We start from the raw sequence: 11,795 nt of genomic DNA on the forward strand, positions 1-11,795 counted from the left end.
CCCCACCCGGAGCGGACGGCGGCGATCACGACAATCTTCTCGAAACGGGCACGGCCGGGCGTGAACATGGCTGCTCTCCGGAGTAGGGGTGTGGTGAGGTCCGCGAAGGGCGCTGCCGCTGCCCGCGCGTGCTGTCGACCCCATCCTCCCGGGCGGCCGCCGCTCAGTTCCAAAGGTTTTCCGCCACCGTCCGGTCAGCCTGCGGCACCGCCCGGACGCACCCGATCCGCCCCGGCCCGGCGCGCGGCACGGCGGCGGCACGGGCCGCTACACTCGCCGCGTCCCGCCAACGGCCGCACCTGGAGCACCACATGGCCGAGCCCGTGCCCGTCACCATCGGAAAGCGCCCGGCGCCCGTGCACACCGTCGCCGTGTACGCCTTCGCGGGCATGGCCCCGTTCGAACTCGGGGTGGTGGTCGAGGTGTTCGCCCTCGCCCGCCCCGAACTCGCCGGGCTGCTGGCCGCCCCCTGGTACGACGTCCGGGTGTGCGCGGAGCGGCCCGGACACCCGCTGGAAGCGGTCGGCGGCTTCACCCTGACCCCCCGGCACGGCCTGGAGGAACTCGCCGCAGCCGACACCGCCGTGGTGGTCGGGGTGCCCGACCCGTACGGCCAGGTGCCGCCCGCCGTGGTCGCCGCGCTGCGCACCGCGCACGCCCGCGGCGCCCGGGTGGTGTCGATCTGCTCCGGCGCCTTCGCGCTGGCCGCCGCCGGACTGCTCGACGGCCTGCCCGCCACCACCCACTGGCGGTGGGCCGACGAACTGCGCCGCCGCCACCCGGACGTCCGGGTCGACCCGGACGTGCTGTACGTGGACAACGGCCAGGTGCTGACCAGTGCGGGCAGCGCCGCCGGCATCGACCTGTGCCTGCACCTGGTCCGGCAGGACCACGGCGCCAAGGTCGCCAACACCGTCGCCCGCCGCTTCGTCGCCCCGCCGCACCGGGACGGCGGGCAGGCCCAGTACGTCGAAGCCGCGGTGCGGCCGGTGGACGAGCCCGAGGACGGGGTGGCCCGGTCGATGCGCTGGGCGCTGGACCAGCTCGCCCGGCCGCTGACCGTACCGCTGCTGGCCCGGGCGGCCGGCATGTCCGACCGCTCGTACCTGCGGCACTTCACCGCCCGCAACGGGGTCAGCCCGATGCGGTGGGTGGCGATCCAGCGGATCGCGGCCAGCCTGCCGCTGCTGGAATCGCCGGAAGGCAGCGTCGAGGAGATCGCCGCGGCGGTGGGCTTCGAGTCGGCGGCGACCTTCCGCCACCACTTCGGCCGCACCATGCGCACCTCGCCCACCGCCTACCGGCGCACCTTCGGCCGGGCCGCGTGACGCCGGCCCGGCCGGCGCACCGTCAGGACCGCTCCTGCCGGTCCGCGTTGGCGTGGATCGCGTCCCGCAGCCACCCGGCGAGGCCCGGGGCGAGCTGCTCGTAGGTGGCGGTGAACCGCGGGTCGGCGACGTACATGTCGCCGAGGCAGCGGTGCATCTGCGGGGCGCACTCGTAGAAGTTCAGGCCGATGTGGTCACGGTGCCGTTCGGCGGCGTCCATCGCCTCCGGGCTGTCGGGGGCCGCGCCGGCCGTGAACGCCGCCACCAGGGCGTCGTTGATGGCGTCGGCCTCCTCCTTGATCCGCTCCCAGTCCGCCTTGGTGTACTTCGAGGTCTTCTGCTGGGACTGCTTCCAGGCGTCGGTGTCGCCCCAGCGCTGCTCGGCCTCGTCCTCCCAGCTCTCCTGGTAGCCCTTGCCGAACACCTCGAACTTCTCCTCCGGGGTCAGCTGAATGCCCAACGTCCTTGCCTCCATCGCTCGTTCGACTGCCGCGGCGAGGTCCTCCAACTTCCTGATCCGGTCGCCGATCAGCTCGCGCTGCCGGCGCAGGTGCTCGGTCGGGCTGACCGAGCGGTCGTCCAGGATCGCCGCGATCTCCTCCAGCGGGAAGCCGAGTTCGCGATAGAACAGCACCTGCTGCAACCGGTCCAGCTCGGCGTCGTTGTACCGCCGGTAGCCGGCCGGGGTGCGGCCGCTGGGCGACAGCAGCCCGATCTCGTCGTAGTGGTGCAGGGTGCGCACCGTCACTCCGGCGAGGTGGGCGAGCTGTCCCACCGTGTATCCGCTCATCGCGTCGCCTCCTTCCCTCCCGCTGCGCACCAGCCTCCGGCCTCACGTCGCGTGAGGGTCAAGCCGGCCCGGCCGCAGGGCTATTCGGACGCGCCGTAGCGGACCAGGTAGCCGGCGAACCGCTCCAGGTCCTCGTCGTCCCAGGAGGTGAAACGGTCGGTGAAGGCCCGCCGCCGCTGCTCGTACGCCTCCGCCAGCAGCTGCTCCCCGGCGTCGGTCAGGTGCAGCAGCTGCCCGCGCTGGTCGTCCGGGTCGGCCTGGCGGCCCAGCAGCCCGAGCCGCTCCAGCGCGCCGACCTGCCGGCTGACGGTGGACTTGTCGAGCATGAAGTGCGCCGCCAGGTCCGCCGCCCGGCACGAGCCGCGCTCCTTGACCAGGTCGAGCATGCTGTACGTGACCAGCGACAGCTCGGGATGCAGCTGGGCTGCCTTGTGGCGGGCCCGGCGGGCGAACGCGGTGAGCTCGCGCTGAATGGTGTCCAGCGCGGCGTCGCGGTCGGGCATGGCGGTGACTCCTTCGTCGTGCGGTGTTGCGACCCACCGTAGGGGCACCCGCCCGCCCGCGCCGACCGGCGTCCTACAGCAGGTCGTCCAGCTCGCGCAGCAGGCGGGCCTTGGCCCGGGCGCCGACCAGGGAGCGGACCGGCTCGCCGCCCTGGAAGACCATCAGGGTGGGCATCGACAGGACGCCGTACGCGGCCTGGGTCTCCGGGTTGCGGTCCACGTCCAGCGCGACGATCTTCAGCTTGCCCGCCTGCTCCTCGGCCACCTCGGCCAGCACCGGCGCCAGCTGGCGGCACGGCGGGCACCAGTCGGCGGTGAACTCCACCAGCACCGGGCCCTTCGCCGCCAGCACCTCGCTCGCGAAGTCCTGGTCGGTCACGGTCTGCACGCCACTCATCGGATTCTCCCCTCGTCGTTCACTCGTGGTCGCGGACCAGCTCGCAGCGCGGCTCCCGGTCCGCCGCGGCCAGCGCGTCGCGCGCCGCCTCGGCCTGGGTCAGCTGGGCCGCCACCTGATCCCGGACCTCGCTCAACCGGGCCACCATGGCGTCCAGTTCGGCCAGTTTCGCCCGGTACACCTCCAGCGAGGCCGGGCAGGAGTCACCGGCCGGATGCCCGGCCCGCAGGCACTCCACGAACGGCCGGGTGTCCTCCAGCTCGAACCCGAAGTCCTGCAGCACCCGGATCTGCCGCAGCAGACGCAGGTCCTCCTCGTCGTACGCCCGGTACCCGTTCCCGCCGCGCCGCGCGGGCAGCAGCCCCCGCGACTCGTAGTACCGCAGCGTCCTGGTGGTGGTCCCCGCCCGCTGTGCCAGCTCGCCGATCCGCATGGCTCCGACGCTAGACCTTCACCCCGGCGTCAACGCCAGTGGCATTCCCGAGAATTGCCGGAAAGCGCCGGACAAGATCGTTTACCCTCGCCTGGTGACCGACCTGACCACGGCCCTGCTCGCGGCCTACGACGAGCACATGCGCGGCCTCGGCCCCGTCCGCGACGGCGAGACCCGGGACTCCGACGGCCCGCTGCTGCGCAAGAGCGGCGGCTTCCGCGGCTTCGTGACCTCCCCGTCCGCCGACCTCGGCCTGGACGGCGCCGAGCTCGACGCGCTGATCGCCCGGCAGCGCGACTTCTTCACCGCCCGCGGCGAGAGCGTCGAATGGAAGACCCGCGGCCACGACCTGCCCGCCGACCTCCCGGAACGGCTGACCGCGGCCGGCTTCGTCGCCGAGGACCCGGAGACCGTCCTGATCGGACTGGCCGCCGAACTCGCCACCCCCACCCCCGCGCCCGACGGCATCACGCTGCGCCGGGTCACCGCCCGCACCGACATGCGGCGGATCGCCGCGCTGCAGGGCGAGGTCTGGGGCCAGGACTGGAGCTGGCTGGTCGGCGACCTCACCGAGAACGCCGCCGCCGACCCCGAGGGCTTCCTGGTACTGGTCGCCGAGACCGACACCCCCACCCCCGAGGTGGTCTCCGCCGCCTGGCTGACCCGCACCCCCGGCACCGAGTTCGCCGGCCTCTGGGGCGGCTCCACGCTGGCCGCCTGGCGCGGCCGCGGCATCTACCGCTCGCTGGTAGCCCACCGCGCCCGCTGGGCCCTCGACCACGGCATCCGCTACCTCCAGGTCGACGCCTCCCCCGACAGCACCCCGATCCTGCGCCGCCTCGGCATGCACGCCGTCACCACCACCACGCCGTACGTCTGGACACCGCCGACCGCCTCCGCCGAATAACGTCGCCCCGTGCGGAGAAGCGCCACTCCGTGTAGAGAAGCACCGCTCCGCTCCGACCAGTGGACACAAGCACCCACCGACACAGAGGACGTGGTCCGCGTGAAGTACCTGCTGATGACCTACGGCAACCAGGAGAAGTGGGCGTCCATCTCGGCCGAGGAGTGGCCGGCGGCGATCGCCCAGCAGGACGCGTTCAACCAGCGCTACCGCGAGACCGGCGAACTGATCGGCGCGTACGGCCTCGGCGACGCTGCCGCCAGCCGGCTGGTGCGCCGCCAGGACGGGCTGCCCGCGGTGAGCGACGGGCCGTACCTGGAGACCAAGGAGTACATGGCGAGCTTCTACCTGCTGGACTGCGAGAACGAGCAGCGGGCGCTGGAGATCGCCGCCGACATGCCGTGGGCGGACCAGGAGCCGGTCGAGCTGTGGCCGATCCTGCACGAGACGCCGATGACGGACTGAACCGCGTCATGACCGACCGGGCACCCGCCGACCAGGACCTGCTGCGCGAACTCGCGCCCCAGGTCCTGGCGGTGCTGCTGCGCCGCCACCCCGGCGCGTTCGACAGCTGCGAGGACGCGGTGCAGGAGGCGCTGCTGGCGGCCGCGACACAGTGGCCGCGGCAGGGCCGGCCGGCGAACCCGCGCGGCTGGCTGGTGACGGTGGCGGCGCGCCGGCTGGTCGATCTGGTGCGCGCGGACCGGGCCCGGCGCGAACGCGAGGAGCGGCTGTTCCTGGCCACGCCGCAGTCCGAGCTGCTGGGCCGGGCGGCCGACGCCGACCCCGCCGCGGACCGGGACGACTCGCTGGCGCTGCTGTTCCTGTGCTGCCACCCGGCGCTGACCGCGCCGAGCCGGATCGCGCTGACGCTGCGCGCCGTCGGCGGCCTGAGCACGGCGCAGATCGCGGCGGCGTTCCTGGTGCCGGAGGCGACCATGGCGCAGCGGATCAGCCGGGCGAAGCAGACCATCCGTTCGTCCGGGCTGCGGTTCGTGCTGCCGGAGCCGGGCGAGACGGTGGAGCGGCTGCGCGAGGTGCTGCAGGTGCTGTACCTGGTGTTCAACGAGGGCTACACCGCCACCTCCGGCGAGGACCTGACCACCCCCCGGCTGTCCGACGAGGCGATCCGGCTGACCAGGCTGCTGCACCGGTCGCTGCCCGCGGACGCCGAGGTGATGGGCCTGCTGGCGCTGATGCTGCTCACCGACGCCCGGCGCCCGTCGCGGACCGGCCCGGGCGGGGAGCTGGTGCCGCTGGCGGAGCAGAACCGGACGCGCTGGGACGCGGCGGCGATCGCCGAGGGCGTGGCGCTGGTGGAACGGGCGCTGCCGCACGGCCGGGTGGGCCCGTACCAGTTGCAGGCGGCGATCGCGGCGCTGCACGACGAGGCGCCGGACGTGGCGGCCACCGACTGGCCGCAGATCCTGGCGCTGTACGACCTGCTGGTGCGGGTGGCGCCCGGCCCGATGCCGGAACTGGGCCGGCTGGTGGCGCTGGCGGAGGTGCACGGCGCGGAGCTCGCGCTGAAGGAACTCGAAGCGCTGGAGCGGGTGTTGGGCCGGCACCACCGTTTTCTGGCGGTGCGGGCCGAACTGCTGGCCCGCACCGGCGAGGCGGAGGCCGCGGCGGAGGTGTTCCGCCGGGCGTCCGCGCTGGCGCCGAGCCTGCCGGAGCGCCGTTTCCTGGCGGAGCGGGCCCGTCAGCTGCGTTAGGGGCCGGCGCGGTGTCGATCAAGGCAGTTGACCGACCGCCGCGGCCACCGCGGTGTCGATCGCTCCGTACAGTTCGGAGCGCAGGCCGAGCCGGCTGGCGCGGATCTCGACGGCCTCGGCGACGGCGGGCTGTGCGTAGCGGTCGACGGACTCGCGGATGCCGTTGATCAACGGCGTGCCGGCCAGGCCGAGTTCGCCGCCGATCACGATGGCGGCGGGGTTGAGGCAGTTGACCAGGTCGGCGAGGACGCGTCCGATGGTGCGGCCGGTTTCGCCGATGACGCGGGCGGCGGCAGGGGTGTCGGTGAGTTCGCCGAGCGGCGGCAGTTCGACGTTTTCGTCGGGGCGGGCGCCGGGGGCGAGGACGTGGGCGAGGCGGCGGCGGACCTCGACGATGGAGGCGACGGACTCCAAGCAGCCGCGGTTGCCGCAGCGGCACCAGGTGCCGGTGTCGGGGAGCTGGATGTGTCCGATCTCGCCGGAGATGCCGCTGGCGCCGCGGTAGATGCGTCCGCCGAGCAGCAGTCCGGCGCCGATGCCGGTGGAGGCCTTGACGTAGATCAGGTCGTTGACGGCGTTCCCGCCGCTGTGGGCGCGTTCGCCGCGGGCGCCCATCTCGGCGTCGTTGCCGACGGTGACGGGCAGGCCGAAGAGCCGGCCGAGTTCGGCGGCGGGGTCCATGCCGATCCACTGGGAAAGGGTGGAGGGGGCGCGAACCACATTGGTGCGGGTGTCGAGGGCGCCGGGGATGCCGGCGGCGACGGCGGTGATGGCGTCCAGGGGGTGGCCGGCGGCGGCGAGTGCCCGGTCGGCGAGGGTGCGGGCGGCGGCCAGCACCTCGCGGGGGTGGTTGTCGACGTCGAGGCGGGCGGTGGCCTCGCCGCGTACGGTGCCGGTGGTGTCGGCGACGGCGGCGGTGACGTGGGTGTGCCCGAAGTCGAGGGCGAGAACGAGGGCGTGGGCGCGACGCAGGGTGACGGCGGCGGCGCGGCGGCCCCGTCCGGCGGCGGTGGTGGCGGCGGTTTCGCCGGCGAGTCCTTCGTCGATCAGGTCGGTGACGGCGCTGCTGACGGCGGAGCGGGAGAGCCCGGTGAGCCGGCTGATCTCGGCGCGGCTGAGCGTGCCGTGTTCGCCGAGGACGGCGAGCAGGGTGGCCCGGGTGCGCAGGCGGCGGGCCGAGGGTGCCGGGTGGGCGGGGGCGGTCCGGATCCGCCGAAGCCCGCCGCCACCGCCGCGGCGCCACCCTGGACCTCGCCCGGGCCACCGTCGTCCACCTCGCCCTGCTGCGCGTGCACTGACCTTCCCCGCTCACCGATCCCCCGACGGCCCCCGGCCGCCGGGGGATCGCGCTTTCCCGGGCAACGGGCGGCCGGGGGCCGTGGAGGGAGGGGTGTGACTTCACCCGACCGAATTTGTATGCTTCGCTGAACCTCTACAGCTCTGTAGAAGTTCGGGCCGGCGCTCCGCCGGCCACGACGGGGAAGGGTGCGTCATGTCTGCACGCAGGGTGGGGGCCCGGAGCGACGGATCCGGCCGCGGCCGCAAAGTCCGCCGGATCGTCCTGTGGTCCACCGCCGGCGTCGTCGCGCTCGCCGTCACCGCGGGCGGCCTGGTCTACTACCGGCTCAACGGCAACCTGAGCACCTTCGACAGCGCCGGCATCAGCAAGGACCGCCCCGACGCCGCCAGCGCCGACTCCCAGGGCCGGGTCCCGGTCAACCTGCTGCTGATCGGCTCCGACTCGCGCGCCGGCACCAACAAGGACCTCGGCGGCGGAGACGACGGCGGCGCCCGCTCGGACACCGCGATCCTGCTGCACGTCTACGCCGACCACAAACACGCCGTCGGCGTCTCCATCCCGCGCGACTCGCTGGTCGCCATCCCGTCCTGCCTGCTGCCCAACAAGAACTGGACCAAGCCGCAGGCCAGCGCCATGTTCAACGGCGCCTTCTCGGTCGGCAACACCGACCAGGGCAACCCCGCCTGCACCCAGAACACCGTGGAGAAGCTCACCGGGCTGCGCATCGACCACACCATGGTGATCAACTTCCAGGGCTTCGCCGACATGACCTCCGCCGTCGGCGGCGTCGACGTCTGCCTGCCCAAGGCCGTGTACGAGGGCGACCTCAACCCGAACCTCGGGCACCGCGGCAAGGAGCTCTTCGCCCAGGGCCACCAGAAGATCTCCGGCCAGGCCGCCCTCGACTACGTCCGGATCCGGCACGGCCTCGGCGACGGCTCCGACATCGGCCGCACCAAGCGCCAACAGGCCTTCCTGTCCTCGCTGATCAAGCAGGTCAAGTCGCAGGGCATGAACCCCGTCGCGCTGCTGCCGCTGGCCGACGCCGTCACCAAGTCGCTCACCGTCGACGAGGGACTCGGCTCGGCGCAGAAGCTCGTCGACTTCGCCATGTCGCTCAAGGACATCGACCTGCACGACATCAAGTTCCTCACCGTGCCGTGGCGCTACCAGGGCGACCGGGTCGCCCTCGTGCACCCCGACGTCGACCAGCTGTGGGCCGCGCTCAAGGCCGACCGCACCCTGGACGGCCAGGACGCCTCGGCCGGCGCCAGTGCGCCCGCCGCCGAACCCACGCCCAGCCAGGCCGTCGCACCGGCCAAGGTCGACGGAGCCGGCATCAAGGTCACCGTCTACAACGGCACCGAGACCGGCGGACTGACCGGCAAGGCCGCCGAGGCACTGGAAGGCTCCGGCTTCACCGTCACCGGCCGGGCCAACGCCACCTCCCGCAGCCACGCCACCACCCTCGTCGAATACGGGCCCGGCGAGAAGGCCAAGGCCCAGAAGGTCGCCGAACTCTTCCCCGGCGCCACCCTGCAGGCCGGCAGCCACGCCGGCATCTCCCTCACCCTCGGCGCCGACTACGCGGCCGGCAACGGCACCACCGCCGCCCCGCCGCTGCCCTCCGGCCCGCTGCCCACCAGCGTCAGCCAGGCCCGCTCCGCCGACGACGACCTCTGTTCCGACGTCAGCTACGGCTGACCGGCATTCGACCCACGGGGGACAACACCATGGACCCGCTCACCGGCCACGGCCCCACCCAGCAGGACCGCGCCGACTTCGAGTACGCCCTCGGCCGGGCCTTCGCCGACCCCGCCGTGCGCACCGCACTGACCGGCGACACCTCGCAGGCCACCCGGCTGCGGACACTGGCCCGGCAGCGCACCGAGGAGATCCTGGCCGCGGCCGAACCCGAGTACCTGACGTACTGCCGGCTCCGCAACGCCGCACCCGCCGCACCCGGGCCCGCCGCCGCACCCGGCGAGCGGATGTCCGGCTGGTTCGGCGCGCTGGCCCTGGTGGTACCGATCGTGTCCGGCAGCGCCGCCGCCGTGTTCTTCCTGCTGGCCTCCCTGATCGGCCTGTCCAGCCCGCACGCCTTCACCGCCGACGTGCTGCGCACCGCCGCCTGGTCCACCGTCGCCATCGCCGTCGCCAGCGCCCTGATCGGCCTGCTCGGCCTGCTGTTCAGCGCCTCCCGCCAGCGCGCCACGCCCTCCGAGGAGCCGCAGCACACCCAGGAGCTGTCCGCGGCCCGCACCGCCTGGCGCACCGCCCTGCTGCACCGCGGCCTGATCCCCTTCCTGCTCGCCGCCCCGCGCCCCGCCGCCCCCGCTCCGGAACCGCTGGACGACTGATATCGGCCCACGTTTTTCAGCTGCGGTCCGGCACCCGGGTCAGCGTGCGGATCGGGCGGGTGAGCAGCAGCGCGGCCGGGACGAGCAGCGCGACGACGGTGCCGACCAGCAGGACGGGCGTGGTGCCGAAGGCGTGCACGGCCGGGCCGGCCAGCGCGCTGCCGAGCGGGTACATGCCGACCGAGCCGGCCACCTCGTACGCGTGGACGCGGTTGAGGACCTCGCCGGGAACCTGGGTCTGCACGCTGGTGGCCCACATGACGCCCCAGACGCCGATCCCCGCGCCGACCAGCAGCTGCGCGGCGGCGAGCAGCCAGACCGGGGCACCGAGCACCAGGCCGAGCGGGTACAGCGGGTAGGCGAACATCGCAGCCCCGCCGGCGGCGAGCGGACGGGCCGGCTTCCAGCGGATCGCGATCAGCCCACCGGCCACCGTCCCGGCGCCGAGCGCGCAGTTGACCAGCCCGAAGGCGGTGGCGCCGTGCCGGGGGACGATCAGCCCTGCGGCGAGCGAGAGTTGCGGGCCCCAGGACAGCACGGCGTAGACCATCCAGATCGCGATGACGCCCCACAGCCAGCTGCGGGAACGGAACTCCCGCCAGCCGACCACCAGGTTCCGCCACAGCCCGTCCCCGACCGGCGGGGCGGGCACCGCACCGAGGCGGAGCGCGAACAGGCAGATCGCACTGGTCGCGTAGGCGAGGCCGGAGATCACCATCACCCAGCCCGTGGAACCGAACCCGACCAGCACACCGGCCAGCGCGGGCCCGCCCAGCCCGGTGACCGCCTCGGAGGTGCGCAGCACCCCGTTGGCACCCTGCACGTCCCGGGCCACCAGCGGGACGGTGGACGAAGCCCCGGGCTGGAACAGCGCGTTGGCGGTACCGGCCACCACCAGCAGGGCGTACAGCTGCCACAGGTGGTCGATGCCGTGCAGGAAGAGAACGGCCAGCAGGATGTGCGCGGTGAGGTTGGCCAGGTCGGCAACGATCATCATCCGGCGGGCGGTGAACCGGTCGGCGAGGACTCCGCCGAACAGCACCAGCCCGGCGAACGGGCCGACCAGAAAAGCCATCGCGTAGCCGGCGGCGTCCAGGCCGTGGCCGCTGCCGATCAGACCGGCCGAGACCGCGACCGGGAGCATCGCCCAGCTGAGCAGGCCCGCACTGCGGGCGGTGAAGTAATAGCGGAAGTTGCGGGACCAGATCGCCGGTTCGGCGGGCCGGGCCTGTTCCGCTGCAGGGGCATCGGCAAGGCGTTCGGACACGGTTCAGTCCTTCAAGTCGGTACGGGCGGCGGCGAGTTCGGCGCGCAGGGCGGCGTTCTCCGCCTCCAGCCGGGCGAGGCGCTCGCGGACCGGGGCGAGGGCGTGGTCGAGTTCGGCCTCGCTGAACCGCGGCGTGATGTGGTTGGGGCAGTTCCAGGCGAACGCCTCGACCCGGACGGTGACGACCTGTTCGATCCGGCCGTCGGTGCGCGGGGATTCCAGGCGGGCGACCAACTCCGGGTACCGATCGGCCGGGACGGCGGTGGCCCGGCCGAACAACTTGAGCCGGGCCTGCCTGGCGTGGTCGAGGAAGAACAGCGACACCCGGTCGTCGGCGCGCAGGTTGCCGGTGGTCAGGTACTGCCGGTTGCCGCGGACGTCCAGGTAGCCGAGCGTGTGCGCGTCCAGCACGTGCACGAATCCCGGCGGGCCGCCCCGGTACTGGAGGTACGGCCAGCCGTTCTCGTTCACGGTGCCGACCAGGAAGCCGTCGAGACCGGTGATGAACGCGGCGGCAGCACCGGTCAGCGGCTCGGGCTCCCCGGCGGGCTCGCGCAGGCGGCGCCCGGCCGCGGCGGCGCTGCCCAGCTCCTGTTGGACGCGGCGCACCGCCGGGGTGGACGCCAGCAGGTCGTAGCGGCTCATGCGAAGTCCTCCGGGTGTCGGCGCGGGCGGTGCGCCCACCGTACGAAGGTGGCCTGTACCCGCTCCCACAGCCGGACCAGAGGCGCCCGGACCCTTTCTGACCTGCCGATATGACCTTCCGTCAGCCGCGACCGGCAGAACGCGCGGAAGCGG

13 protein-coding genes are annotated in these 11,795 nt (G+C 73.6%); 6 read left to right on the forward strand and 7 right to left on the reverse strand.

Translation table 11 applies throughout. The features are described 5' to 3' along the window. Positions 1-311 precede the first annotated feature (311 nt). On the forward strand, positions 312-1,328 hold the full coding sequence (locus ACIHEI_RS07095) for a helix-turn-helix domain-containing protein (protein WP_392948982.1): 1,017 nt from the start codon (positions 312-314) through the stop codon (positions 1,326-1,328). A gap of 22 nt (positions 1,329-1,350) precedes the next feature. Here ACIHEI_RS07095 and ACIHEI_RS07100 read toward each other — a convergent pair whose 3' ends face one another. The 4 genes from ACIHEI_RS07100 to ACIHEI_RS07115 all read right to left on the reverse strand — a co-directional run bounded on the left by ACIHEI_RS07100 (position 1,351) and on the right by ACIHEI_RS07115 (position 3,451). Further along, the gene (locus ACIHEI_RS07100; protein WP_396605961.1) at positions 1,351-2,118 is read right to left on the reverse strand and encodes a MerR family transcriptional regulator; all 768 of its coding nucleotides are present in this window, start codon (positions 2,116-2,118) and stop codon (positions 1,351-1,353) included. Between the two features lie 80 nt (positions 2,119-2,198). Beyond that, a complete protein-coding gene (locus tag ACIHEI_RS07105) occupies positions 2,199-2,621 on the reverse strand; it encodes a MarR family winged helix-turn-helix transcriptional regulator (RefSeq protein ID WP_392948980.1) in 423 nt (140 codons plus the stop codon). Positions 2,622-2,694: 73 nt separating this feature from the next. Continuing rightward, positions 2,695-3,018 carry a thioredoxin gene (gene trxA, locus ACIHEI_RS07110; protein ID WP_387639527.1) on the reverse strand — a complete coding sequence of 108 codons (324 nt, stop codon included), beginning with the start codon at positions 3,016-3,018 and terminating at the stop codon, positions 2,695-2,697. A gap of 19 nt (positions 3,019-3,037) precedes the next feature. Next, positions 3,038-3,451, reverse strand: a complete 414-nt coding sequence (locus ACIHEI_RS07115) for a MerR family transcriptional regulator (protein ID WP_392948977.1) — start codon at positions 3,449-3,451, stop codon at positions 3,038-3,040. Between the two features lie 94 nt (positions 3,452-3,545). Here ACIHEI_RS07115 and ACIHEI_RS07120 point away from each other — a divergent pair, with 94 nt between their 5' ends. From ACIHEI_RS07120 to ACIHEI_RS07130, 3 genes are all read left to right on the forward strand, one after another. Beyond that, positions 3,546-4,358, forward strand: a complete 813-nt coding sequence (locus ACIHEI_RS07120) for a GNAT family N-acetyltransferase (protein ID WP_392948974.1) — start codon at positions 3,546-3,548, stop codon at positions 4,356-4,358. 90 nt (positions 4,359-4,448) lie between these two features. Next, a complete protein-coding gene (locus tag ACIHEI_RS07125) occupies positions 4,449-4,820 on the forward strand; it encodes a YciI family protein (RefSeq protein ID WP_396605962.1) in 372 nt (123 codons plus the stop codon). A gap of 8 nt (positions 4,821-4,828) precedes the next feature. Continuing rightward, positions 4,829-6,070: an RNA polymerase sigma factor gene (locus ACIHEI_RS07130; protein ID WP_396605963.1), complete on the forward strand. Its 1,242-nt coding sequence runs from the start codon at positions 4,829-4,831 to the stop codon at positions 6,068-6,070. Positions 6,071-6,088: 18 nt separating this feature from the next. Here the strand turns inward: ACIHEI_RS07130 and ACIHEI_RS07135 are convergent, their stop codons facing one another. Continuing rightward, complete coding sequence (locus tag ACIHEI_RS07135) at positions 6,089-7,279, reverse strand: ROK family transcriptional regulator (protein WP_396606188.1); 1,191 nt, start codon at positions 7,277-7,279, stop codon at positions 6,089-6,091. Positions 7,280-7,562: 283 nt separating this feature from the next. Between ACIHEI_RS07135 and ACIHEI_RS07140 the strand changes: the two genes are divergently transcribed. Both ACIHEI_RS07140 and ACIHEI_RS07145 read left to right on the forward strand, forming a co-directional pair. Next, positions 7,563-9,074 (forward strand): LCP family protein, encoded by a 1,512-nt coding sequence (locus ACIHEI_RS07140; protein WP_396605964.1) that lies wholly within the window; start codon positions 7,563-7,565, stop codon positions 9,072-9,074. 29 nt (positions 9,075-9,103) lie between these two features. Beyond that, positions 9,104-9,730, forward strand: a complete 627-nt coding sequence (locus ACIHEI_RS07145; RefSeq protein ID WP_396605965.1) for a hypothetical protein — start codon at positions 9,104-9,106, stop codon at positions 9,728-9,730. Positions 9,731-9,746: 16 nt separating this feature from the next. Here ACIHEI_RS07145 and ACIHEI_RS07150 read toward each other — a convergent pair whose 3' ends face one another. Continuing rightward, positions 9,747-10,997: an MFS transporter gene (locus ACIHEI_RS07150; RefSeq protein WP_396605966.1), complete on the reverse strand. Its 1,251-nt coding sequence runs from the start codon at positions 10,995-10,997 to the stop codon at positions 9,747-9,749. Positions 10,998-11,000: 3 nt separating this feature from the next. Next, positions 11,001-11,642 carry a pyridoxamine 5'-phosphate oxidase family protein gene (locus ACIHEI_RS07155; RefSeq protein WP_392948957.1) on the reverse strand — a complete coding sequence of 214 codons (642 nt, stop codon included), beginning with the start codon at positions 11,640-11,642 and terminating at the stop codon, positions 11,001-11,003. Between the last annotated feature and the right edge of the window lie 153 nt (positions 11,643-11,795).

The organism is Kitasatospora sp. NPDC051984, from assembly GCF_044593455.1.
GTDB lineage: Bacteria > Actinomycetota > Actinomycetes > Streptomycetales > Streptomycetaceae > Kitasatospora.